The organism is Streptococcus gwangjuense, assembly GCF_003627155.1.
GTDB classification, from domain to species: domain Bacteria; phylum Bacillota; class Bacilli; order Lactobacillales; family Streptococcaceae; genus Streptococcus; species Streptococcus gwangjuensis.
In genome coordinates, this window is sequence record NZ_CP032621.1 from 934,679 (window position 1) to 958,265 (window position 23,587).

Below are 23,587 nucleotides of genomic sequence, written 5' to 3' on the forward strand. Positions count from 1 at the left end.
CTCATTTCAATTCTTCTACTAAAATACTCATATTGTCTTCTAGGTTTTCTAGATAAGTCTTATCGTTTTGTGGGTCTGCTTCTAAAGGATTCAGAGTTTTAAGACCTACACCTGTTGATTTAACAAGAGTTTCAGCTACTTTCGAAGAAGCATTACTTTCTGTAAAAATTGTTTTAACCTTATAGGTTTTAACAAATTCCTGAATTTCTGTTAGTTGTCTTGGACTTGGTTCTTGTTCTGGAGAGATGCCTGCAATACCAAGTTGATTAAGTCCAAATCTCTTCGCTAGATAAGAAAAGGCCGTATGTTGGGTTACAAAGGTTTTCTGAGTCGCTTTTTCAAATTTAGGCTGGAATTTCTTAGTCAATTCTTGAGCTTTTTTGATAAAGGCTTGCGCATTTTTCTGGTAAGTTTCTTTGTGTTCACTATCAACCTCTGAAAGTTTATCAGCGATAATTTGGGCTTCTTCGCCAGCTTTTTCAGGATCTAGCCAAGTGTGAGGATCATAAAGCGTTTTTTCATCAACTCCATCACCTGCTTCCACATCTTCTAGACCAGGGACACGATCCAATGTCATTCCTTCTGAAGCTTCTAAAACTTTAACTTTGGATTTTTTTAGATTGGGATCCAGACTTCCCGCCCAAGATTCAAGTGTATGCGAATGGTAGACAAAGACATCTGCATCATAGATGGCTGCAATATCATTTGCTGAAGGTTCGAAGGAGTGAATTCCGCTACTTGACTGGATCATTCGAACATCATTCAAGTCACCAGATACTTCCTTGACCATGGCATAGATAGGATAAAAACTAGTCACAATTTTCATCCCTTTACCTGACTGGCTCTCCTTCTGCCCACAAGCAGCTAAACACAAAAGAAAGACACTTAACAACACTAAAAACAAATTTTGTTTCTTCATAAAAACTCCTTAACTAGTTATTTAACTAGTTAATATTCTACTCCGATTTTTTTTATTGTCAAGCATTTTATGAACTAGTTAATAGATTTTATGATTTTAAACTATAAAAAAACCTTGCAACTTAGTTGCAAGGACTTTTCGATTAATCAAAGTTAACGTATTCTTTTTGAAGTTCAAGAACTTCTTCCATTGTTGAACACTCTGTAAGGGCACGGTTTGCGTACTCTTCCATCTTAGCAGTATCCAATTTCTTCATCAAGCTACGTGTACGAAGGACAGATGTTGCTGACATAGAGAATTCATCCAAGCCCATTCCGACAAGAAGTGGAACAGCTTTTTGGTCACCAGCCATCTCACCACACATACCAGCCCATTTACCTTCAGCGTGAGCTGCCTTGATAACGTTGTTGATCAAGCGAAGGATTGATGGGTTATATGGTTGGTAAAGGTATGAAACTTGCTCGTTCATACGGTCTGCTGCCATTGAGTATTGGATCAAGTCGTTTGTTCCAATTGACATGAAGTCTACTTCTTTTGCAAATTGGTCTGCAAGCATTGCTGCTGCAGGGATTTCAATCATGATACCAACTTGGATGTCATCCGCAACTGCAACTCCTTCAGAAAGAAGGTTTGCTTTTTCTTCTTCATAAACTGCTTTAGCTGCACGGAATTCTTTCAAGAGGGCAACCATTGGGAACATGATACGCAATTGACCATGAACAGAAGCACGAAGAAGGGCACGGATTTGTGTACGGAACATTGCATCTCCAGTTTCAGAAATAGAGATACGAAGGGCACGGAATCCAAGGAATGGGTTCATTTCGTGTGGCATATCGAAGTAAGGAAGTTCCTTATCTCCACCGATATCCATTGTACGAACAACCACTGGTTTACCATTCATTCCCTCAAGAACAGCCTTGTATGCTTCATACTGCTCATCTTCTGTTGGGAAGTCTTGAGAATCCATGTACAAGAATTCTGTACGGTAAAGTCCAACAGCTTCTGCACCGTTGTTGTTAACACCTTCAACGTCTTTTGGAGTACCGATGTTAGCAGCCAACTCAAAGTGTTTACCGTCAGCAGTCACTGTTTGAGCATCTTTCAAAAGTGCCCATTCAGCTTTTTGTTTAGCATAAGCTTCACCAGCTGCTTTAAATTCTGCCGCTTGTTCATCTGTTGGGTTGATAATCACTTCACCAGTAATTCCGTTAACGGCAAGGATATCACCGTCTTTCACTACTTCAGTAATGTTATTTGTTCCCAATACAGCTGCAATTTCAAGTGTACGTGCCATGATAGCTGAGTGGCTTGTACGTCCACCGATGTTTGTTACAAAAGCTTTTACAAAGTTTTTGTCCAATTGAGCTGTATCAGATGGTGTCAAGTCATGCGCAATTACGATTACTTCTTCATTGATAGAAGCTGGGTTTGGCAATTTTTTACCAAGAAGGTTAGCCAACACACGTTTTGTCACGTCGCGGATATCCGCTGCACGTTCTTGCATGTATGGATTGTCTTCCATTCCTTCAAAGATAGTGATGAACATGTCAGTCACTTCTTTAAGACCTGCTTCAGCATTGACTTTCTTAGCGCGAATTGTTTCTTTAATCTGACCAATCAATTCTGGGTCAGCAAGAACCATCAAATGAGCGTCAAAAACTTGAGCTGCTTCTTCACCTAGCGTACCTACAGCTTTCTCACGGATAAGAGAAAGCTCGTTTTGAGAAGCTTCAAGAGCTACATCCAAACGAGCCTCTTCTGCGTTTGTATCTTCGACTGAAACAGTCTCGAATGACAAATCCGGTTGAACGAGTAGATATGCTTTTGCAACTGCAACACCATCAGATGCTGCGATTCCTTTAAGCATTTCTGTCATTTTCCTTATGCCAATCCTTCTTTTTCCATTGTTTCTGAGATTGCAGCGATAGCGTCATCTGCATCTGCACCTTCAGCTGAGATAGTTACATCAGCACCTTGGCCAACACCAAGACTCATAACACCCATGATTGATTTAAGGTTAACTGATTTACCTTTGTACTCAAGAGTGATATCTGAAGCAAATTTGCTAGCAGTTTGTACCAACAATGTTGCTGGACGTGCGTGAATACCTGTTTCTGCCACTACGTGGAAATCTTTAGAAGCCATAGTTTGACTCTCCTTTTGTTCTTTCTTTTTTGAGTTATATGTGATAACCCTTACAATTTGGTATTATATCATCTTCTAGAATTTTTTTCAAGCATTTTATGGGATTTATTCGATTTCCTTTCAGATAACTTGCTGAAAATCTTCTATTTTAGATAACAAAACACAGGATATAGTTTTCCAAAAAACTACTTGTAGGATTATCATCACTATTTCACAAAGCAAACACTACATATTGTGTTTTGTGAGCTCGAGCAGAAAAATAGACCACTATATTTAGTTTCAAATCATTGACAAAAATTTATTTTCTGATATACTAGGAAAGTAATCTATTTTGAAAGAGGAGTTACACAATGGTAACCGTTTATTCTAAAAACAACTGTGTCCAATGTAAAATGACCAAACGTTTCTTGGACAGTAATAATGTCGCTTATCGCGAAATCAATCTCGATGAGCAACCTGAGTACATCGATCAAGTTAAAGAGCTCGGTTTCAGCGCAGCTCCTGTTATCCAAACACCAACTGAAGTCTTTTCAGGTTTCCAACCAGGAAAATTGAAACAATTAGCATAATCTTAGTACATCATCCAGAAGAAACTGCTTCTAGGGCTAACTTAGAAGCCTTTCTTTTGTAATTAGATAAGGGAAATTTTATGGGATTAAAACATCTTGAGGACGTGACTTACTTCCGTCTCAATAACGAAATCAACCGTCCTGTCAATGGACAAATCATGCTTCATAAAGATAAGGAAGCCTTGGATGCCTTCTTTAAAGAAAATGTAGTTCCAAACACTATGGTTTTTGATTCAATCAAGGATAAAATCAACTACCTCATTGAACACAACTACATCGAAACAGACTTTATCAAGAAATACCGTCCAGAATTTTTGGAAGAATTGTCGCAATTTATCAAAGATCAAAATTTCCAATTCAAGTCTTTCATGGCTGCCTATAAATTTTACAATCAATATGCTTTGAAAACCAACGACGGTGAATATTATCTTGAAAGCATGGAAGACCGCGTCTTCTTTAACGCCCTTTATTTCGCTGATGGCAATGAAGCTGTTGCAATCGATATTGCCAATGAAATCATCCACCAACGCTACCAACCTGCTACTCCTTCCTTCTTGAATGCTGGACGTGCTCGTCGTGGGGAGTTGGTATCCTGTTTCTTAATTCAGGTAACAGATGATATGAACTCTATCGGACGTTCTATCAACTCAGCTCTTCAACTTTCACGTATCGGTGGTGGTGTTGGAATTACCCTCAGCAACCTTCGTGAAGCTGGTGCACCTATCAAAGGCTATGAAGGAGCAGCTTCTGGGGTCGTTCCAGTTATGAAACTTTTCGAAGATAGCTTCTCTTACTCAAACCAATTGGGTCAACGTCAAGGTGCTGGTGTTGTCTACCTCAACGTCTTCCACCCAGATATTATTGCCTTCCTTTCCACTAAGAAAGAAAACGCCGATGAAAAAGTTCGTGTTAAGACCCTTTCACTTGGTGTTGTGGTGCCCGATAAATTCTACGAATTAGCACGTAAAAATGAAGAAATGTACCTCTTCAGCCCATACTCAGTAGAGCTTGAATACGGTGTGCCATTTAACTACATCGACATCACTGAAAAATACGATGAGCTAGTCGCAAATCCAAATATCCGCAAGACAAAAATCAAGGCGCGTGATTTGGAAACTGAAATCTCTAAATTGCAACAAGAATCTGGCTACCCTTATGTAGTCAACATTGATACGGCTAACCGTGCAAATCCAGTTGATGGTAAGATTATTATGAGTAACTTGTGTTCTGAGATTCTTCAAGTTCAAGAACCAAGCTTGATCAACGATGCTCAAGAATTCCTTCAAATGGGGACGGACGTTTCATGTAACCTTGGTTCAACCAACGTGGTTAACATGATGACTTCCCCTGACTTTGGTCGTTCTATCCGTGCTATGGTTCGTGCCCTTACTTTCGTTACAGATAGTTCACACATCGTAGCTGTGCCTACCATCGACCACGGAAATAGCCAAGCTCATACCTTTGGTCTTGGTGCTATGGGACTTCACAGCTACCTTGCCCAACAATTGATTGAATATGGATCGCCTGAGTCTGTTGAATTTACAAGCATCTACTTCATGCTCATGAACTACTGGACCTTGGTTGAGTCAAACAATATCGCGCGTGAACGTGGTATTACCTTCCATAACTTTGAAAAATCAGACTATGCTAAGGGAAGCTACTTTGACAAGTATATTACAGGCGAGTTTGTTCCAAAATCAGACCGTGTTAAAGAACTCTTCAAAGATGTCTTTATCCCAAGTGCTGCTGACTGGGCTGAACTTCGCGACAAGGTTCAAGCAGATGGTCTTTACCACCAAAACCGCCTTGCTGTAGCACCAAATGGTTCTATCAGCTATATCAACGATGTTTCTGCTTCTATCCACCCGATTACGCAACGTATCGAAGAACGCCAAGAGAAGAAAATTGGTAAAATCTACTATCCTGCTGCTGGTTTGTCAACAGAAACCATTCCTTACTACACTTCTGCCTACGACATGGATATGCGTAAGGTGATTGATGTTTACGCTGCTGCGACTGAGCACGTGGACCAAGGACTTTCACTCACCCTCTTCATGCGTAGTGACATTCCAAAAGGACTTTACGAATGGAAGAAAGAAAACAAACAAACGACACGTGACTTGTCTATCCTTCGTAACTATGCCTTTAACAAGGGAATCAAGTCTATCTACTACGTCCGTACCTTTACAGACGACGGTGGAGAAGTCGGTGCTAACCAATGTGAAAGCTGTGTGATTTAATCTTTGCTTGAGGAAACTACATTTTCTCAAATTAGTGATTCATTCACCCTGCTAAACTAAACTGGAATAAGCATCTATACTATGGAAAAACACAAAAGTCGGACTTCCGACTTTTTGTGCGATACTCCTCTAGAATTATGATAAAATAAAATAATTGTGAGTTCGCAATACTAAACACAGAAAGAGATTTCAAAATGGAAACTTACTACAAAGCCATTAACTGGAATGCCATCGAAGATGTCATCGACAAATCAACTTGGGAAAAGTTGACGGAGCAATTCTGGCTCGATACACGTATTCCCTTGTCAAATGACTTGGATGACTGGAGAAAGCTATCAAATGTAGAAAAAGACTTGGTAGGAAAAGTCTTTGGTGGTTTAACCCTTCTCGACACTATGCAATCTGAAACTGGGGTTCAAGCCCTTCGCGCGGACATCCGTACACCACATGAGGAAGCTGTTTTCAATAACATCCAATTTATGGAATCTGTCCACGCTAAATCTTACTCATCAATCTTCTCTACCTTAAATACTAAGGCTGAGATTGAAGAAATTTTCGAATGGACTAATACCAATCCTTACCTACAAAAGAAGGCTGAGATTGTCAACGAAATCTACCTAAACGGTAGCCCACTTGAAAAGAAAGTAGCCAGCGTCTTCCTTGAAACCTTCCTCTTCTACTCTGGTTTCTTCACTCCCCTCTACTATCTTGGTAACAACAAGCTAGCCAACGTTGCGGAAATCATTAAATTGATTATTCGTGATGAATCTGTTCACGGAACCTACATCGGATATAAATTCCAACTCGGTTTCAATGAATTGCCTGAAGAAGAACAAGAAAAGTTAAAAGAATGGATGTACGACCTGCTCTATACTCTTTATGAAAATGAAGAAGGCTACACAGAAAGCCTCTATGATGGTGTTGGTTGGACGGAAGAAGTCAAAACCTTCCTTCGCTACAATGCTAACAAGGCACTTATGAACTTGGGGCAAGATCCACTCTTCCCAGATTCAGCAGATGATGTCAACCCAATCGTTATGAACGGTATTTCAACAGGAACATCTAACCACGACTTCTTCTCTCAAGTCGGAAATGGTTACCTTCTTGGCGAAGTTGAAGCCATGCAAGACGATGACTACAACTACGGTTTAGACTAAGTCAACAATTTCAGAAGTGATATCAATATCATGGTTTGTTTAAAACAACCATGATATTTTTGTTTTTGTTTTCTTTTGTTTTTTAAATTGATTGATTGAATACTTTATGATAAAATAGTAATAGAAATAGAGGTGATAACGATGCTAAAGCAGGAAAAACTAGATAATATTCTAGAAACGATAAATACAAAGGGAACTATTACTGTAAAAGAAATCATGACTCGCTTGGATGTGTCTGATATGACTGCTAGACGCTACTTGCAAGAGTTGGCAGACAAGGATTTACTTGTTCGGGTGCACGGGGGAGCTGAAAAAATTCGCACAGGTTCTATTTTAAATAATGAACGTTCCAATATCGAAAAACAAAGCTTACAAATCGCAGAAAAACAAGAAATCAGCCGTTTTGCAGGCCATTTAATCGATGAGGGTGAAACTATTTTTATCGGCCCTGGTACGACCTTAGAATCTTTTGCTCGTGAACTTCCAATTGATAATATTCGTGTTGTAACAAACAGTTTACCAGTCTTTCTCATCTTAAACGAACGAAAACTAACAGATTTGATTTTAATTGGTGGGAATTACCGCTCTATCACTGGAGCATTTGTGGGAACACTAACCTTGCAAAACTTGGCCAATTTACAATTTTCTAAAGCCTTCGTTAGCTGTAATGGTATTCAGGACAATGCGATTGCGACCTTTAGTGAAGAGGAAGGTGAATCTCAACGCATCGCCCTCAATAATTCCAATAAAAAATACTTACTAGCTGACAATAGTAAGTTCAATAAATTTGATTTTTATACCTTCTACAATATCTCTGATATTGATATCATCGTTTCAGACTCTAAACTGAGCAAAGAAACGTTTGAACAACTTTCAAAACAAACAAAAATTATTCTTTCTAAACCATAAAATGATCCCCACCGATTGGTGGGGATTTTTGTAAGTATTAAAAATTTCAGTTTTAAAAGACTTTCTTACACGCGTTCTTTCCATGAAGTCGCTGTTGTTTGAAGAACTTTATTGAGCTCATCAATGTTTTCAAATCCAGTTGTGCGAAGCCATTCACGAGCTGCTGCTTCACCATCTTTGATGTAAGCTTCAACTGATCCAGCCCATGTAGCACGGCCACAAAGAACTCCGTTAAAGTTTGCACCTGATTCATGGGCAAATACAAGAGTATCTTGGAAAAGTTTAGCTGATACACCAGCACTCAAGTAGATGTATGGCAAGTTAGTTGCTTCATCTTGTGCTTTGAAGAAGGCTGCTGCTTCTTCACGTGTATAAACTACTTCACCTTCAGCGAAGCCTTCAACATATTTAATGTTAACAGGAACTTCTACTTTCAAGACGTCAATGTTAAAGCGTGGGTCTGAGAAGACTTTCATAGCACCGATAACTTTGTGTGGTTTTACTTTCGCATATTCTACAGAACCGGCGTCAGCAATTTTTTCATCGTAAGCAAGGATTTCAAGGAAGAATGGGATATCTTCAGCCACACACTCAGAACCGATACGTTCGATGTAAGCTTGTTTTTCTTGGTTAAGTTCGTCTGAGCTATCTACATCATAGTAAAGCAAGAATTTAACTGCATCTGCACCTTCTTCTTTAATACGTTTTGCAGACCAAACATCCAAGCAGTCTGGCAAGCGTTTTGTGCTTGTTGTATCATAACCTGTTTTTTCATAAGCAAGGAGAAGACCAGCTTTTTCATCAAGAGCTTTAGTCGCTGGAAGTCCATACTCAGGATCAAGAAGCATTGATGAAGCGTATTTAGTCAATTCATCTGCTACCAAGACTTTCAGTTCTTCCATTTGAGCTACAGTTGGTTCTTCTGTTTGGTGTTGAGCCATGAGGCGTTTCAAAGCACCACGTTGGTCAAATGCAAGAGCTGAGATGATTCCATTTTCATCAGAAAGTTTTTCTAAGCGTGCACATTTTTGTTCTGTTAAAGCCATTTTATACCTCTTTTACTATTAATTGATCATATAGAGCTTGATAATTGGCCATGTTGATATGACCAGTCATTTTTTCTTGAGCATTGAGCATACCAAGGACATTTGCCTTGATGAGTAATTCTGCATCCGATTCTTTGTGAAGAAGTCCTGAAGAAATTCCTGCTACAGTAGAATCTCCAGATCCAACAGGATTTACCACCTGAATTCTAGGAATATCTACCTTGTAGAAAGTGTCTCCATGTTTGGCAAAGGCACCGTTGGCACCAAGTGAAACGATAATCCATTCAATACCTGCAAACAAAGGTTCTTGAAGAACTTCTTTTAATTCATCCAAATCCTCAGAAACTTCTCTTCCTAGAAGTTGAGACAATTCCTCATTATTTGGTTTGATGACTGTTGGTTTATGTGGTAATTCAAGAACAGCCTGAAGAGCAGCACCAGAGCAGTCCAAGACTACAGGTTTACCAGCTTGATTAGCAAGTTCTACCAAGCTCGCATAGTAATCAACTGGAAGACCAGCTGGGAGACTACCTGAAATAGCGACTACTTCAACTGAATCCAGGAGATTTTTGAAATGTACCAAAAAGTCTTGACCTTCCTGATCCAATACAACAGGACCTTTTTCAAGAACTTCTGTTTGATTGTCTCCGTGGAGAATAGCGATACAGTTCCGAGTTTCTCCCTGAATTGAGAAGAAATCTTTCTTTACTTGATCATCGATATTTTCAACCAAAAACTCACCAAGTTTGCCACCCACTAAACCAGTAGCAAGAACAGAATCCCCAAATTCTGAAAGTACTCGGGTAACATTGAGTCCCTTACCACCAGCCGTTTTGGTTACATCCACCACACGATTGACAGTATCAATCTTCAACTCATCCAAGGGATAGGAAATATCAATGGATGGGTTCATTGTGACTGTTAAAATCATAGGTCACCTCTTAGTCGTGGTATTCTCCGCGATCCCATTTTTCAAGGAATTCAGTGAAGAAGTTTGCGTCTGTTTGTTGAGCATTGTGACTTTCAACGTGTTCAATTTTCGCAATCAATTTCTTGTTTTCTTCAGATGGTTTGTATTCAGCATGGATGAAAGCTTCGATGATATCGCACATGAGCAATTCACCAGTAATCTTACCACCAAAACCGATAACGTTAGCGTTCAATTGCTCTTTAGCATAAAGAGCTGTTGTCATATCACGAACCAAGGCAGAACGAACACCTGGAACTTTATTTACAGCGTTGTTGATACCAACACCAGTACCACAGATACATACCCCAAGATCAGCTTGACCGCTAGTTACAGCTTCACCAACTTTTTTACCAAAGATTGGGTAGTGAGTACGTGTATGGTCATATGTACCAAAGTCAATGACTTCATATCCTTTTGATTTCAAAAATTCTGAAACCGCCATTTTTTCATCTGTTACGATGTGGTCACATCCAATTGCAATTCTCATTAGTTATTCCCTCCGATTAATTATGTAAATCTAATATCATTTATCCCTACTCAAGAAAAATCAAGATTAGCTTAGGAAGCGAGCTGCAAGCATAACTGAGGTTAGCTAAAGTGAGCTGACAACAGATTATCTTGATTTTTGAAGAGTATTAGCACATTTTGTTCAACATATCGACACGAATTTGGTGACGTCCACCATCGTATTTACCGTTAACAAATCCTTTAGCGATGTTTTTAGCCAATTCATCACCAACAAGTTGTGCACCCATAGTGATCATACGTGAATTGTTGTGACCACGAGTCATATAAGCTGAACGTTCGTCAGATACCTCTGCAGCAACCATTCCTTTGATCTTAGTTGCAACCATAAATGGACCAGCTCCATAAGCATCAATCACGATACCAAGGTTTTGTTCTTCTTTATTTACTTCTGCAGCAACAGCAAGAGTCACATCAACAAAGTCTTGACCTTCAGCTGTAACATCCACAACGTGGAAGTTTTCTTTTTCCAAGAAGTCTTTCACAACTTCTTTCAATCTCAAACCTGCAGCATCTGCACCGATAACAATAGACATATTGTATACTCCTTTTTATTTTTCTAGGCTAGTAAAGACTTTTATAGTTAGCAGTTTACCTACAAAAAGCTTTCTAGCAGTTTATTGACAAATTAGATTGAATGAGATTAATGACACCTTATTCAAGTTTAGGAAACCATTTCCCTAGAAATAATCTTTCTCCACGAAAGAAAATATAACAATTGATTATTTGTTTGTTACAAACATCATTTGTTGCTTACAAACATAATATACTCCTATTTTCTGAAAAAGTCAACAGTTTATGTTTGTTTTTGTGTTTTTTTAACTAAAAAATTTCGATGTCAAAACCAATTTGATCCACTTGACCAGGTTCTAGGAGGCGAACATTCTTCTTATCTTCTAGATGATCTCCTTCTTCAAGGGATGTTGACAAGCCTGACCAGGGTTCAAAAGCAATGAAAGGTCCTTTATTCAAAGTTGACCATATAATGAGGTTTGGAAACTCTGTAAAGTTCACTTTCAATCCCTTATCATGTTTCCGAGAACGAAGCGCAATTGTTCTAGATTGCAATTCATCTAAGGTGACTGCATCTGTACTGAAAAGATCATAGCTGAGGTCTAATTCTTTTTGACCCTCTAGCCATGGACTTCTATCTTGAAAATCCAGCATACCCGTTTCTAGGAAAGGACGTGGAACAGAGCAAGTCTCTTCTTTCTCAAACTCTAAATAGTAATCTTCATAGACTTCATCATCCAGTAAGGGACAATTAAAGCCTGGATGTCCACCAATAAAGTAAGGCATGACCTTGCTAGTTTCTTTATTGAAAATCTTGTATTGAGTCCGTACTGTCTTTCCAGTAAGGATATAAGTGATTTCTAGGCAGAAATGATAAGGGTAGTTCTGATAGCTATTCTCATCGTCTTCAATTGCAAAAGTTACACTATTATCTGTCTGTTCAACTAATTCAAATTCTTTCTTGCGAACTAAACCATGACGAGGAATGTTTCCTTTGCTGTCCTGCCCCTTCTCATCTATATATACGGCTGTATCCTCTCTCAATGAACCACAAATGGGAAAGAGAACAGGAGCTTGTCCACTCCAATAAGTAGCATCCCCTTGCCACAAATACTCAAGTCCCTCAGCATCTTTTATAGAAGAAAGAGCCCCACCAAAACTGTTAAATTGAACTCTTAATTGTTCTGATTTTAATTCAATTACCATTATTTTCTCCGATTTCTTGATAGTTTATAAAAAACTAGGCTGTCACTCCTAATGGTATGACAACCTAGTTTCAACAATTTACATTTTATAGGAGCGCATTATTTTGCTTTTGCTGCGTACTCTTCGTTACGTTTGATCATTTGTTTTCTGTACCAAGCAAAGATACCGATATAGAATACAAGGAAGACTACAGCACCAAGGATTGCTTTGATATCACCAGTTGTAGTGTTACCAATTGTCCAACCAAGAAGTTTTTCGATTGGTCCTTCAAGAGTTGAGTGAGTGATCAATTGAGTTTGGCTCACACCTTCTGGGAAGGCACCTACACCTTTAGCAAGTTCTGTTGCAAATGGCGCGATAAGTGTACCTGAAAGAAGGAAGAGTGGCAACAAGAGTGTTCCGAAGATAATCATGCGGAGCAATTTACCACGTGTTACAACCAAGAGAGCTGGAGTAACACCCATAGCGATGATACCTGCAAGTGGCAAGATACCATTTCCGACGTTTGAAAGAAGTACTGCTTCAATCAACATAATTGGTGCAAGTACGTTTGCACAAGCCCAGATTTCAGCACGACCAGCGATGAATGGCCAGTCTAGACCGATGTTAAACTTACGTCCTTCCAAACGTTTAGTAGCAACGTTTGTAATACCTTGTGAAAGTGGTTCTACGGCAGCAATGAACCATGAACCGATAAGTGAGAAGAGTTCCAAAGCTACACCGGCTGTCAAACCAAGAGATAACCAACCTTTGATAACTTCTTGCCAGTTTGCTGCATCTTTAAGTCCTTCAACTGGATGTGGAGTACCCATCAAACCAATAACGATACCAAGGATGAAACCGATGAAGAATTTAGATCCCCAGAAACCGATTTTTTTGTTCAATTTAGCAGCATCAAAGTCATATTTATCTAGACCTGGGAAGAATTTTTCAAAAATCTTATCCAAAACCATGATAACTGGGTTCATCATGTAGTTCATGTGAGTTGAAGTCATTGGTGATGAACTTGGTGCGTTAAGAAGGTCATCAAATGTAGGTTTCATCAAATCAGAGTTGATGATTTTAAGAACACCTACAAGGACAACTGCTGCAGTGGCGATGAAGAGTGAAACTCCTTGGCTAACTCCATTGTTGTCTGCATACCATTTAATCAAAAGACCTGTGATAGACAAGTGCCAGATATCGAAGATATCGACGTCAAGTGTGTCAGTTTTCTTCATAGCAAGCATCACTACGTTGACAATCAACATGATGAGCAAGAAGTAAAGTGTCCAAGCAGATCCCCAAGTGATTGTAGCAAGTGGTGCCCAACCAACGTCAGTGATGTTCAATTGAATACCAGTATTTTCAACGAATTTTGCAAGTGATGCTGAGAAAGCACCATTTAGCATACCGATGATAGCACCGATACCAGTAAGAGCGATGGCAAGTTTGATACCACCTTCAAGCGCTTTGGAGAATTTCACTCCAAAAAGTAGAGCCAATACTGTCAAAATAATCAGCATGATGATTGGTCCACCCATATCCAAGATAGGTTTGAACAGCTTATTGGCTAGTTCGATAATGACATCCATAATAGTTCCTCCCTTATTATAGTTATATGAATGTTAACAAATTAAAATTAGCTTAATCCGTGTTCTTTGATAGCTGCTTCAATATTGTCAAATACTGGAGCACTCATAGCTGGTATACGGAATAAGATTGGTCCAGCTTCGATAACTGGAATACCTGGTTCAAAACCAAGGTCTGTAGCAGCAATTGGTGTGAAGATGTCATAACCTTTGATAAGGTCTTCGTTAACGTCTTTGACCATGACTGCATCACAGTGGACATCAAAACCGCGGTTTGAAAGTTCTTCTTCAAGAGCACTTTTAATTTGGTGGCTTGAGTTAACACCTGCACCGCAGGCAGCAAGAATTTTAATCATATGGATTTCCTCCGATTTAATATTTTTAATAGACAAGATTAAGCAATTGCTTCAGCAATATAAGCATAGAGGGCTTCTGGTTCAGAAATTTTTGATAGGTCTTCAAGATGACCATTTCCAGTAAAGAAGTCCATCAACTGAGCAAGAATGTTCGTTTGACTTGAACTTGAGTTATTAATGATAAAGAAGAGTAAGGATACTTCTACTTCCTTATCTGGCGCAATCATATTGTGGAAAGTCACTGGTTTTTCTAATCGAACGACCACAACTTTTTCGGCTAGATTATGAACAATATCCGTGTGAGGAATAGCCACATTCGGCAAATCTTTACCCAAAAATTCCATATCTAAGCCAGTTGGAAATGACTTTTCACGCGTGATCAAGGCTTCACGATAAGTTGGAGTTACGATTTCTCGTTCTTCCAATAAAGTTGCAACCTGATCAAAGAGATGTTCTTGATTATCCGCTTCTAAGCAAAACACAAGGTTTTTGTCAAAGAAATGATCTAATCCCATAAGGTTTTCCCTTCTTTCCATTAACTTTATGCTATAAGTATAACACTATATGAAACCGTTGTCAATATTTTTTGTTGTTTTTTGTCCTTTTTTTGATTGTTTTGTTTATTTTTTATCTTTATAACCAAAACAAACATTAAAAACAAACATTAAAAACGGTTTTTAATGACTTAAACAAAAAAAACAGGATACCAATCCTGCTTTAATAATTATTTTTGAATTGTCCAACTCTCTTCAATCATGGGAAGTAGATTTTTTAATGTTTCTGGAGTCCCTTCTAAAGCAACATATCTGAACTTACCATCACTAGATTTAAAAATCCATGTAATGATGTATTTTCCAGACTTAGAAATTGCGTTAACTACATAGGCTTCATAACCTCCAATAGTTGACTTAGAACCCCAAACTTTAGTGAATTCTGGATTACTTTCTTTTGAAGTGAAAATACTATCAGAAATACGAACTGTTTCAAGTTTTTGAAATTCATTATCAGAAATACCAAATTGTTCTGCTTTAAAAGTATTCAAGGTGACAATATTCACATCCGTACCGTCTGAATATTGAATATCATTGCCTCCCTGTACTTCATTAAACTTAATCCAAGACTTTGGCACTTTAACGAACCCATACTCATCAGAACCAATAACCTGTGTTTCTTCAGTCTTCTTATCAGAATTTGTAGTCGTCGAGGTAGACGCTTCCTGACTACTTGAAGAACTAGTAATCACATTCGTGCTAGATTCTGTTTGACTCTTATTTGAACATGCCGTTAATGCAAAACTTGATATAAAAATTGTTGCTAAAACTAAACTTTTTTTCATAAACTTCCTCCACTACCTACTATAGTAGAAGTAAGGATAGATGTCAAATTATAACAGTAATAACAAAAACTCTTGAGAAATCTTCAAGAGTTTTGTTTTCATTTCTATTCCTCATCCATACTCAAGACGCTAAGAAAGGCTTCTTGTGGAACTTCTACTGATCCGATGGCTTTCATACGTTTCTTACCAGCCTTTTGTTTTTCAAGGAGTTTACGTTTACGAGAAACGTCACCACCATAACATTTAGCAAGTACGTTCTTACGAAGGGCCTTGATATCTGTACGAGCCACAATCTTGTGTCCAATTGCTGCTTGGATTGGTACCTCAAATTGTTGGCGAGGGATGATTTTCTTAAGCTTATCAACGATGAGTTTCCCACGTTCGTAGGCAAAGTCCTTGTGAACGATAAAGCTGAGGGCATCCACCTTGTCTCCATTGAGAAGGATGTCCATTTTGACCAGCTTAGATGGACGGTACTCTGACAATTCGTAGTCAAAGCTTGCATAACCACGTGTCGAAGACTTAAGCTTGTCAAAGAAGTCAAAGACGATTTCAGCCAGTGGAATTTGATAGATAACATTGACACGGTTATCATCGATATAATCCATAGTCACGAAGTCTCCACGCTTACGCTGAGCCAATTCCATCACTGCTCCAACAAACTCTTGCGGTACCATGATTTGCGCCTTAACATAAGGCTCTTCAATGGTCGCAATCTTAGTTGGGTCTGGAAACTCAGATGGGTTAGACACATCCATTGATTCACCATCGGTCAAATTAACTTTATAAATAACAGATGGAGCTGTCATAATGAGGTCGATGTTGAACTCGCGTTCCAAACGTTCTTGGATAACATCCATATGGAGAAGTCCAAGGAAACCACAACGGAAACCAAATCCAAGTGCTTGAGATGTTTCTGGTTCAAACTGAAGACTAGCATCATTTAGTTGCAATTTTTCAAGGGCTTCACGCAAGTCATTGTACTTGTTTGACTCGATAGGATATAGACCCGCAAAGACCATAGGATTCATCTGCTTGTAACCATGTAATGGCTCTGCTGCAGGATTGGTTGCTAAGGTAACGGTATCACCCACACGAGTGTCCTGAACTGTCTTGATAGAAGCTGCAATATAACCAACGTCACCCGTCGCAAGGAAATCACGACCAACTGCTTTGGGTGTAAAAATACCAACTTCTGTCACATCAAAAGTCTTGCCATTGCTCATAAGCTGAATCTTATCGCCAGGTTTAACTACTCCATCCATGACACGCACTTGGAGAATAACCCCACGGTAAGCATCGTAAACAGAGTCGAAAATCAAGGCCTTAAGTGGAGCCGTCACATCACCCGTTGGTGCTGGCACTTTTTCCACGATTTGCTCGAGAATTTCTTCAATCCCAATACCAGCCTTGGCAGATGCTAAGACTGCTTCACTGGCATCCAAACCAATGACATCTTCAATTTCAGTACGCACGCGCTCTGGATCCGCTGCTGGCAGGTCAATTTTGTTAATGACTGGCATGATTTCCAAATCATTGTCCAAGGCTAGATAAACATTGGCAAGGGTTTGAGCCTCAATCCCTTGAGCGGCATCAACCACCAAAATCGCCCCCTCACAGGCAGCTAGCGAACGTGAAACTTCATAGGTAAAGTCAACGTGCCCCGGCGTGTCAATCAAGTGGAAAATATAAGTTTCGCCATCTTTTGCAGTATAATTCAGCTCAATGGCATTTAACTTAATGGTAATCCCACGTTCTCGCTCTAGATCCATGCTATCCAAAAGCTGAGCTTGCATTTCACGACTGGAGACTGTCTCTGTTTTTTCCAAAATGCGGTCTGCTAGAGTCGACTTTCCATGGTCAATATGGGCGATAATAGAGAAGTTACGGATCTTCTCCTGTCGTTTTTTCAATTCTTCTAAGTTCATGATTCTCTTCCTTTCAGGGTATCTATTTATTATAAATTGTTTTTGACATTTTGACAAGACCATACCCTGCTAGGAGTACTAATCTTCAGCGATAAAGCCGTCATTTTCGATAAAGTGATGTTCTGTCATTCCTTGGTCTGTAAAGACAATACCGTGAAGGACACCACCATAAACAGCTCCTCCATCCATTCCAATCTTGCCATCTTCTGTAGTCCAGAGCTCAGCTGTACCACGCTCCTGCTTCAGCAAACCATAAACCGGTGTATGACCAAAGACAATGATTTTTCCAGTATGATTTTCTGCTTCGTGGAATGGTTTTCTAAGCCAGACTTTTTTATAATCTGTGGTTTCATGCCAGTCTTCCAAGGTCAAATCAATACCTGCGTGAACAAAGATATACTTGTCTGTCTCTACCACAAACGGCATTTGACGAATAAATTCGACCAAGTCTGCTGCTTCAGTAGCAACACGCTTGGCATCCTCAACTCCATCAACTGGTGCATCCAAGGGACGACCTAGGATAGAGTTAATGGTTGTATCTCCACCATTGCGACGATAATGGTCATAGCTTTCTTCTGGGTTATCGAGCCATGTCAAAAACATATACTCGTGGTTTCCTGACAAACAGATAGCCCCTTGATTGTCCACCAAGTCCTTAACCATCTCTAGGACACGGCGACTATCCTCACCGCGGTCAATCAAATCACCCAAAAAGAGCAACTGAGTCTGACCATCCCAAGTTTTGAGAAGGTCTTCCAGCATCCCAGCTTTTCCGTGAACATCTCCAATTACATAATAGTCTGTCATCTTATTTCTCCCTGTTTCTCAACAATTCTCTAGCTTGCGTCAGGGCTGCTTCCGTCACATCATCACCTGCCAACATCTTAGCAACTTCTTCCACTCGCTCTTCAACCGTCAAGAGACGAACAGTCGAAACCGTTGAATGCTCATTGCTAATCTTCTCAATAAAGAATTGGTAATCCGCAATCGCAATCACTTGTGGCAAATGGGAAATAGCCAGAACCTGACCATGTTGGCCAATCTTGTGAATCTTCTGTGCAATAGCTTGAGCTACACGACCTGAAACTCCTGTATCCACCTCATCAAAGACAATGCTAGTCTTGCCTTCTTTACGTGAAAAGGCAGACTTAATGGCTAGCATGAGACGAGATAATTCCCCGCCAGACGCAACCTTAACCAAGGGTTTAAAGTCTTCACCAGGGTTGGTTGAAATGTAAAACTCGACCATTTCATTTCCTTCACGACTAAATTTGCCCTTGCTAAAACGAACTTGAAACTGGGCTTTTTCCATATATAGGTCTTGAAGCTCTTGTTTAATCTCTGCTTCGAGCTGCTGAGCCAAGTCATGACGAGCAGATGCAAGCTGACCTGCCAAATCAACAAGATTGACTTCCAATTTCTTGAGCCCAGCTTCCATATCCTCAGACGAAAGATTATTGCCAGTCAAGAGATTGTATTCTTCCGTAATCTTGGCAAAATAAAGTAAGACATCATCTACAGTCCCACCATACTTACGGGTAATGGTATGAAGGAGGTCCAAGCGATTCTCGACCTGCATGAGGCGATTACCATCAAAATCTAAATCCTCAATGATTGCTTCCAAACGTTTGCTAATGTCTTCTAAGACATAGTAGGTCTCAGATAGTGAGCTTGAAATTTCACGATATTCAGGGTCATACTCTTCGACACTTTCCATGTCATTCATGGCTGAACGAACGTTGGCCAGACTTGAAAAATCTTCATTGTCTAACATACTGTAGGCATTGGTCAGTGTATCAGCAATATTTTTATGGTTGAGAAGTTTCTCTCGCTCTTGATTGAGAGATAAGTCTTCACCAGCTTGCAAGTTTGCTGCCTCAATCTCTGCCATTTGAAATTCCAACATTTCAATACGAGCCTTGTGTTCCTGTTGGTTTTTCTTGACTTCCAGAACCTGCTTACGCATTTTACGATAGGCATCAAAACTCGTTTGATAGGTTTCTTTCAATTCCCAAAAAGCTGCGTCTCCAAATTCATCCAACATCTGGATATGAAGTTGAGGTCGCATTAACTCCTCTTGGTCATGCTGACCATGTATATCCACCAGATGTTGCCCAATAGCACGCAAAACAGACAGATTAACCATCTGGCCATTGACACGGCTGATACTACGACCATTTTGCAAGATTTCCCGACGGATGATAATTTCATCCCCCATTTCTAAACCTTGCTCATCAAAAATTTCCTGTAAAAGGCGACTATTCTCAACTGAGAAAAGTCCCTCAATCTCTGCCTTTGGCGCACCATGACGAATAACATCTGTCGTCGCACGAGCTCCCAACATCATATTCATGGCATCAATGATAATTGACTTCCCTGCACCCGTTTCACCAGTCAGGACAGTCATACCTTTCTCAAAATTGAGGGAAATAGCCTCAATAATGGCAAAGTTTTTTATCGAAATTTCAAGTAACATACAGACCTACCAATTTTTTACTTGTTCAAAGATTTCCTCAGCTAGACTTTCACTTCTGGCAATGACTAAAATCGAGCTATCATCAGCTAAACAGCTAAAAATCTTGTCCGCAAAAGTCTCAATTAACTGAGCTTTTACAAAAGCCGTATTCCCTGGGATGACTTGGAGATTGATCATCTTATCCATCAATTCAGCTGACTCAATATTGTCTTCAGCCAGTTGCAAACTTTTTACGATTGATTTTGGTAATTCATAGACATAGGTGTTGTCTCTCAAAGGAATTTTGACAATCCCCAGTTCTTTGATATCTCGGGATACCGTTGCCTGAGTGGCAGTGATGCCTGCCTCTTTCAAATGTTCTACGATTTCTTCTTGTGTACCGATTTGATAATCTGTCACAAATCGTCTAATTTTTTCAAGTCTCTCTTTTTTATTCATTTTTAAATTGACTATGCGCCCTCTCTACTACTTCTTCAATCTCAGCAAGAACCTGATGGCTTGCTGACTCTTCTTTTTTCAAATACGCTAAAAATTCAATATTTCCATGCCCACCTTGGATGGGAGAAAAGTCCAAACCAAGGACTGAAAAACCTTCCTCTACTGCCATTGTTGTGACAGATTCAAGAACATTCTGGTGAACCTTGGAGTCTCGAATGATTCCATTTTTCCCAATTTGCTCACGGCCTGCCTCAAACTGAGGCTTAACCAGAGCCACAACCTGACCCTGATCTGCCAATACACGGTGCAAGGCCGGAAGAATCAGACTGAGGGAAATGAAACTCACGTCAATACTGGCAAAGCTCGGTTCCTGCTCGAAATCAGTCTTTTCAGCATAGCGGAAATTGAACTGCTCCATGCTAACAACTCGTGGGTCTTGGCGTAATTTCCAAGCCAACTGATTGGTACCAACATCGACTGCAAAGACCAACTCGGCACCATTTTGCAACATGACATCGGTAAAACCTCCAGTAGAAGCCCCGATATCAATCGTGGTCGCGCCATCCACTGACAAATCAAAGACCTGCAAGGCCTTTTCCAATTTCAAGCCACCACGGCTGACATACTTGAGTTTCTCCCCCTTGAGTTTTAGCTCGGTGTCATCTGGAATTTTCTCTCCTGGCTTGTCAAACCGTTCTCCATTAAGTACTGCTACGACTAGGCCAGCCATAACACCACGCTTGGCCTGCTCTCTCGTTTCAAACAAGCCCTGTTTATAAGCTAGTACATCCACTCTTTCCTTAGCCATTGATTCTCAAACTTTCTACTACTTCTACGATCGATTCTATCTCAAAGGGAACCTGCTGGGCAATTTCTTCCAATTTTGCATTAGCTTGATTCAGAGTCTGGTTACAAAAGGCAATAGCCTCTTTCAATCCTAACAAAGCAGGATAGGTTGATTTTTCTGCCTGCAGGTCCTTTTGTGGTGTCTTGCCAATTTCCTCAAAACTGGCGGTCACATCTAACACATCATCTCGAACTTGAAAAGCAAGACCAATTAGTTCACCAACAGTTTTCAGCTTTGCCTGCATTTCAGGTGCCAATTCGGCTATGATGGCTGCTGCTTGGAAGGGATAGGCTAGTAACTTTCCAGTCTTATTAGCATGAATAGTCTGGAGTTCTTCTAAGGACAAGTGTTGGTGCTCGCCCTCCATATCCAAAACCTGCCCTGCCACCATGCCCAGACTTCCTGAAGCAAGAGATAAGTTGGCAATCAAGTCCACCTTGATCTGACTTGGCAAATCTGCCTGTGATATCAAGGCATAAGGATCTAGGAATAAAGCATCTCCAGCCAAAATGGCCATAGCTTCACCGAATTTCTTGTGATTGGTCAAGCGTCCCCGACGGTAATCATCATCATCCATAGCTGGAAGATCATCGTGAATCAAACTACCTGTATGAATCATTTCTAATGCTGCAGCCACCTGCGCGTGAGCAGGTTTGATGGTAACTTGTAAGGCTTCCAGAACTTCTAACAAGAGAAAGGGTCGAATACGCTTGCCACCAGCATGAATGGAATAGAGAACAGACTCTCGCAAACTAGAGGCAAACTGCTGGTCTCCATAAAAATCTTCCAAGGCTGACTCGACAAGAGCTAATTTTTCTTGCTTTTTCATTCAAAATCACTTTCTGTTCCATCTTCTTGCATGACCTTAACTAAGGTCTTTTCAGCCTTGTCCAGCGTCGCTTGGAGTTCTTTTGACAAGACCATACCCTTTTGAAAGGCAGCAATCGCATCTTCCAGAGCAATTTCACCATTTTCCAAACTTTGGACAATGGTTTCCAGTTCTGCTAGATTTTCCTCAAATTTCTTTTGTTTTGACATCTTTAACCTCTAATTCTACTTGACCATCTCGCATCAAAAGCGTCACTTGGTCTGTTCTCTTTAAATTCTCAACCGAATCTACAACGGACTCTTCTTTTTTGACAATAGCATAACCACGCGCCACGATTCGACTGGTATCCAGCATCAGCAAGGCTTCCGAAAGTCGTTTCACCTCAGCAACCTTGGCATCATAAACCAAAGCCATTTGGCTACGGAGGAGCTTGTCCAACTGACCAAGACGATCTTGATAACGTTGTATTTTAGTAACAGGTGATAATTGTACCAGTCGATGCGTCCTTTCTTGGACGACTTGTTTGTTATCAGAAATCCGTGTTCGCAAACTTTGTTTTAAGCGCAGTTGCAGCTGATCCAAGCGTTGCAAATAACCATCATACAAACGCTCTGGCTGTCTAAAGATGACTGACTGACTGCATTTTTTCAAAGCTTCTTGTTTCTTAGATAGCACATTTCGAACTGCCGTTGCCATCCGTTTTTCCTGATTTTGCAAATGAGCCAACACATCCAACTTGGTCACAGGTGTCGCTAGTTCAGCAGCTGCTGTTGGCGTTGCAGCCCGGCGATCTGCCACAAAATCTGCCAAGGTCACATCCGTCTCATGCCCCACACTAGAGATAACTGGTAAACGAGATTCAAAAATAGCTCGTACCACAATTTCTTCGTTAAAGGCCCAGAGATCCTCGATAGAACCTCCACCACGACCAATAATCAGCAAATCCAAATCGTCCCGTTGATTGGCACGCGCAATATTTCGAGCAATTTCCTCCGCAGCTCCCTCACCTTGTACCTTTGTCGGATAGAGAAGAATGTCCACACCTGGAAAGCGTCTGCTAACGGTCGTGATAATATCTCGAATAACGGCTCCGCTGCGACTGGTTACTACCCCAATTCTCTTAGAAAATTGGGGCAGAGGTTGCTTGAAACGTTCTTGAAACAGGCCTTCTTCTGTCAATTTTTTCTTGAGTTGTTCAAACTGAATCGCAAGCGCACCAACTCCATCAGGCTCTGCCTTTTCAATGATGATGGAGTAGCTACCACTTGGTTCATAGACCTGCACACGTCCAATCACATTGATTTTCATTCCTTCTTCCAGGTCAAAACCTAATTTCTGATAAATTCCAGACCAGATGGTCGCTTGAATGACTGCATGATCATCTTTTAGGGAGAAATATTGGTGAGTAGGTCGTTTACGAAAATTGGAAACTTGACCAGTTAAATAGACCCGTTCCAAGTAAGGGTCTTTATCGAATTTCATTTTCAGATACTTGGTCAAAGTTGTTACCGATAAATACTTTTCCATCTCCACCTACTATTCATTTTCTTGCTCTTTCATGGGTATTATTATACCAAAAATATGCCTAAAAATCTCCATTTATGTAC

At 40.1% G+C, this 23,587-nt stretch carries 24 protein-coding genes; 4 read left to right on the forward strand and 20 right to left on the reverse strand.

The genetic code is table 11. From position 1 onward, the window contains the following. Position 1: 1 nt before the first annotated feature. From adcAII to D7D53_RS04655, 3 genes are all read right to left on the reverse strand, one after another. Positions 2–919 (reverse strand): zinc-binding lipoprotein AdcAII, encoded by a 918-nt coding sequence (adcAII, locus tag D7D53_RS04645; RefSeq protein WP_120770278.1) that lies wholly within the window; start codon positions 917–919, stop codon positions 2–4. Between the two features lie 142 nt (positions 920–1,061). After that, positions 1,062–2,795, reverse strand: coding sequence for a phosphoenolpyruvate--protein phosphotransferase (gene ptsP / locus D7D53_RS04650; protein ID WP_042751092.1), 1,734 nt, complete (start codon positions 2,793–2,795; stop codon positions 1,062–1,064). A gap of 5 nt (positions 2,796–2,800) precedes the next feature. After that, a complete protein-coding gene (locus tag D7D53_RS04655; RefSeq protein ID WP_000146947.1) occupies positions 2,801–3,064 on the reverse strand; it encodes a phosphocarrier protein HPr in 264 nt (87 codons plus the stop codon). A 350-nt stretch (positions 3,065–3,414) separates the two neighbouring features. Between D7D53_RS04655 and nrdH the strand changes: the two genes are divergently transcribed. From nrdH to D7D53_RS04675, 4 genes are all read left to right on the forward strand, one after another. Further along, positions 3,415–3,633 (forward strand): glutaredoxin-like protein NrdH, encoded by a 219-nt coding sequence (gene nrdH / locus D7D53_RS04660; protein ID WP_000259240.1) that lies wholly within the window; start codon positions 3,415–3,417, stop codon positions 3,631–3,633. Between the two features lie 80 nt (positions 3,634–3,713). After that, positions 3,714–5,873 (forward strand): class 1b ribonucleoside-diphosphate reductase subunit alpha, encoded by a 2,160-nt coding sequence (gene nrdE / locus D7D53_RS04665; protein ID WP_120770279.1) that lies wholly within the window; start codon positions 3,714–3,716, stop codon positions 5,871–5,873. Positions 5,874–6,067: 194 nt separating this feature from the next. After that, positions 6,068–7,030 (forward strand): class 1b ribonucleoside-diphosphate reductase subunit beta, encoded by a 963-nt coding sequence (gene nrdF, locus D7D53_RS04670; RefSeq protein WP_000451386.1) that lies wholly within the window; start codon positions 6,068–6,070, stop codon positions 7,028–7,030. A gap of 141 nt (positions 7,031–7,171) precedes the next feature. Then, positions 7,172–7,939: a DeoR/GlpR family DNA-binding transcription regulator gene (locus D7D53_RS04675; protein WP_120770280.1), complete on the forward strand. Its 768-nt coding sequence runs from the start codon at positions 7,172–7,174 to the stop codon at positions 7,937–7,939. A gap of 65 nt (positions 7,940–8,004) precedes the next feature. On the opposite strand, the gene lacD is transcribed toward D7D53_RS04675, so the two are convergent. The 17 genes from lacD to xseA form a co-directional block, all read right to left on the reverse strand. Next, the gene (lacD, locus tag D7D53_RS04680) at positions 8,005–8,985 is read right to left on the reverse strand and encodes a tagatose-bisphosphate aldolase (RefSeq protein WP_120770281.1); all 981 of its coding nucleotides are present in this window, start codon (positions 8,983–8,985) and stop codon (positions 8,005–8,007) included. Between the two features lies 1 nt (position 8,986). After that, positions 8,987–9,916, reverse strand: coding sequence for a tagatose-6-phosphate kinase (locus D7D53_RS04685; RefSeq protein ID WP_120770282.1), 930 nt, complete (start codon positions 9,914–9,916; stop codon positions 8,987–8,989). 10 nt (positions 9,917–9,926) lie between these two features. Further along, the gene (lacB, locus tag D7D53_RS04690; RefSeq protein ID WP_001216913.1) at positions 9,927–10,442 is read right to left on the reverse strand and encodes a galactose-6-phosphate isomerase subunit LacB; all 516 of its coding nucleotides are present in this window, start codon (positions 10,440–10,442) and stop codon (positions 9,927–9,929) included. A 148-nt stretch (positions 10,443–10,590) separates the two neighbouring features. Next, positions 10,591–11,016: a galactose-6-phosphate isomerase subunit LacA gene (lacA, locus tag D7D53_RS04695; protein WP_000029277.1), complete on the reverse strand. Its 426-nt coding sequence runs from the start codon at positions 11,014–11,016 to the stop codon at positions 10,591–10,593. A 286-nt stretch (positions 11,017–11,302) separates the two neighbouring features. Further along, positions 11,303–12,199, reverse strand: coding sequence for an aldose 1-epimerase family protein (locus D7D53_RS04700; RefSeq protein WP_120770283.1), 897 nt, complete (start codon positions 12,197–12,199; stop codon positions 11,303–11,305). A gap of 98 nt (positions 12,200–12,297) precedes the next feature. Beyond that, entirely contained in the window at positions 12,298–13,773 is a 1,476-nt protein-coding gene (locus D7D53_RS04705; RefSeq protein ID WP_070479246.1) for a PTS galactitol transporter subunit IIC, read from the reverse strand. Positions 13,774–13,820: 47 nt separating this feature from the next. Beyond that, positions 13,821–14,126, reverse strand: coding sequence for a PTS sugar transporter subunit IIB (locus D7D53_RS04710; protein WP_023942583.1), 306 nt, complete (start codon positions 14,124–14,126; stop codon positions 13,821–13,823). A gap of 38 nt (positions 14,127–14,164) precedes the next feature. Continuing rightward, positions 14,165–14,641 (reverse strand): PTS sugar transporter subunit IIA, encoded by a 477-nt coding sequence (locus D7D53_RS04715; RefSeq protein WP_000521974.1) that lies wholly within the window; start codon positions 14,639–14,641, stop codon positions 14,165–14,167. A 209-nt stretch (positions 14,642–14,850) separates the two neighbouring features. Further along, a complete protein-coding gene (locus D7D53_RS04720) occupies positions 14,851–15,462 on the reverse strand; it encodes a hypothetical protein (RefSeq protein ID WP_120770284.1) in 612 nt (203 codons plus the stop codon). Between the two features lie 104 nt (positions 15,463–15,566). Next, positions 15,567–17,390, reverse strand: a complete 1,824-nt coding sequence (gene lepA / locus D7D53_RS04725) for a translation elongation factor 4 (protein ID WP_001047207.1) — start codon at positions 17,388–17,390, stop codon at positions 15,567–15,569. 78 nt (positions 17,391–17,468) lie between these two features. Then, a complete protein-coding gene (locus tag D7D53_RS04730) occupies positions 17,469–18,197 on the reverse strand; it encodes a metallophosphoesterase family protein (RefSeq protein ID WP_120770285.1) in 729 nt (242 codons plus the stop codon). Between the two features lies 1 nt (position 18,198). After that, complete coding sequence (recN, locus tag D7D53_RS04735) at positions 18,199–19,866, reverse strand: DNA repair protein RecN (protein ID WP_120770286.1); 1,668 nt, start codon at positions 19,864–19,866, stop codon at positions 18,199–18,201. Between the two features lie 6 nt (positions 19,867–19,872). Continuing rightward, on the reverse strand, positions 19,873–20,304 hold the full coding sequence (locus D7D53_RS04740) for an arginine repressor (protein ID WP_020900686.1): 432 nt from the start codon (positions 20,302–20,304) through the stop codon (positions 19,873–19,875). Next, positions 20,297–21,112, reverse strand: a complete 816-nt coding sequence (locus D7D53_RS04745) for a TlyA family RNA methyltransferase (RefSeq protein ID WP_120770287.1) — start codon at positions 21,110–21,112, stop codon at positions 20,297–20,299. Before D7D53_RS04745 ends, D7D53_RS04740 begins: the two co-directional genes overlap by 8 nt. Beyond that, entirely contained in the window at positions 21,105–21,980 is an 876-nt protein-coding gene (locus D7D53_RS04750; protein ID WP_120770288.1) for a polyprenyl synthetase family protein, read from the reverse strand. Before D7D53_RS04750 ends, D7D53_RS04745 begins: the two co-directional genes overlap by 8 nt. Then, a complete protein-coding gene (locus D7D53_RS04755; protein ID WP_000043226.1) occupies positions 21,977–22,189 on the reverse strand; it encodes an exodeoxyribonuclease VII small subunit in 213 nt (70 codons plus the stop codon). The genes D7D53_RS04750 and D7D53_RS04755 overlap by 4 nt, the downstream gene beginning before the upstream one ends. Continuing rightward, positions 22,167–23,507 carry an exodeoxyribonuclease VII large subunit gene (xseA, locus tag D7D53_RS04760; RefSeq protein ID WP_120770289.1) on the reverse strand — a complete coding sequence of 447 codons (1,341 nt, stop codon included), beginning with the start codon at positions 23,505–23,507 and terminating at the stop codon, positions 22,167–22,169. Before xseA ends, D7D53_RS04755 begins: the two co-directional genes overlap by 23 nt. Positions 23,508–23,587: the final 80 nt, after the last annotated feature.

Excerpts from the sequence above, each read along its gene's own strand:
- adcAII (WP_120770278.1), bottom strand. The coding sequence starts at position 919 with ATGAAGAAACAAAATTTGTTTTTAGTGTTGTTAAGTGTCTTTCTTTTG.
- ptsP (WP_042751092.1), bottom strand. The coding sequence starts at position 2,795 with ATGACAGAAATGCTTAAAGGAATCGCAGCATCTGATGGTGTTGCAGTT.
- D7D53_RS04655 (WP_000146947.1), bottom strand. The coding sequence starts at position 3,064 with ATGGCTTCTAAAGATTTCCACGTAGTGGCAGAAACAGGTATTCACGCA.
- nrdH (WP_000259240.1), top strand. The coding sequence starts at position 3,415 with ATGGTAACCGTTTATTCTAAAAACAACTGTGTCCAATGTAAAATGACC.
- nrdE (WP_120770279.1), top strand. The coding sequence starts at position 3,714 with ATGGGATTAAAACATCTTGAGGACGTGACTTACTTCCGTCTCAATAAC.
- nrdF (WP_000451386.1), top strand. The coding sequence starts at position 6,068 with ATGGAAACTTACTACAAAGCCATTAACTGGAATGCCATCGAAGATGTC.
- D7D53_RS04675 (WP_120770280.1), top strand. The coding sequence starts at position 7,172 with ATGCTAAAGCAGGAAAAACTAGATAATATTCTAGAAACGATAAATACA.
- lacD (WP_120770281.1), bottom strand. The coding sequence starts at position 8,985 with ATGGCTTTAACAGAACAAAAATGTGCACGCTTAGAAAAACTTTCTGAT.
- D7D53_RS04685 (WP_120770282.1), bottom strand. The coding sequence starts at position 9,916 with ATGATTTTAACAGTCACAATGAACCCATCCATTGATATTTCCTATCCC.
- lacB (WP_001216913.1), bottom strand. The coding sequence starts at position 10,442 with ATGAGAATTGCAATTGGATGTGACCACATCGTAACAGATGAAAAAATG.
- lacA (WP_000029277.1), bottom strand. The coding sequence starts at position 11,016 with ATGTCTATTGTTATCGGTGCAGATGCTGCAGGTTTGAGATTGAAAGAA.
- D7D53_RS04700 (WP_120770283.1), bottom strand. The coding sequence starts at position 12,199 with ATGGTAATTGAATTAAAATCAGAACAATTAAGAGTTCAATTTAACAGT.
- D7D53_RS04705 (WP_070479246.1), bottom strand. The coding sequence starts at position 13,773 with ATGGATGTCATTATCGAACTAGCCAATAAGCTGTTCAAACCTATCTTG.
- D7D53_RS04710 (WP_023942583.1), bottom strand. The coding sequence starts at position 14,126 with ATGATTAAAATTCTTGCTGCCTGCGGTGCAGGTGTTAACTCAAGCCAC.
- D7D53_RS04715 (WP_000521974.1), bottom strand. The coding sequence starts at position 14,641 with ATGGGATTAGATCATTTCTTTGACAAAAACCTTGTGTTTTGCTTAGAA.
- D7D53_RS04720 (WP_120770284.1), bottom strand. The coding sequence starts at position 15,462 with ATGAAAAAAAGTTTAGTTTTAGCAACAATTTTTATATCAAGTTTTGCA.
- lepA (WP_001047207.1), bottom strand. The coding sequence starts at position 17,390 with ATGAACTTAGAAGAATTGAAAAAACGACAGGAGAAGATCCGTAACTTC.
- D7D53_RS04730 (WP_120770285.1), bottom strand. The coding sequence starts at position 18,197 with ATGACAGACTATTATGTAATTGGAGATGTTCACGGAAAAGCTGGGATG.
- recN (WP_120770286.1), bottom strand. The coding sequence starts at position 19,866 with ATGTTACTTGAAATTTCGATAAAAAACTTTGCCATTATTGAGGCTATT.
- D7D53_RS04740 (WP_020900686.1), bottom strand. The coding sequence starts at position 20,304 with ATGAATAAAAAAGAGAGACTTGAAAAAATTAGACGATTTGTGACAGAT.
- D7D53_RS04745 (WP_120770287.1), bottom strand. The coding sequence starts at position 21,112 with ATGGCTAAGGAAAGAGTGGATGTACTAGCTTATAAACAGGGCTTGTTT.
- D7D53_RS04750 (WP_120770288.1), bottom strand. The coding sequence starts at position 21,980 with ATGAAAAAGCAAGAAAAATTAGCTCTTGTCGAGTCAGCCTTGGAAGAT.
- D7D53_RS04755 (WP_000043226.1), bottom strand. The coding sequence starts at position 22,189 with ATGTCAAAACAAAAGAAATTTGAGGAAAATCTAGCAGAACTGGAAACC.
- xseA (WP_120770289.1), bottom strand. The coding sequence starts at position 23,507 with ATGGAAAAGTATTTATCGGTAACAACTTTGACCAAGTATCTGAAAATG.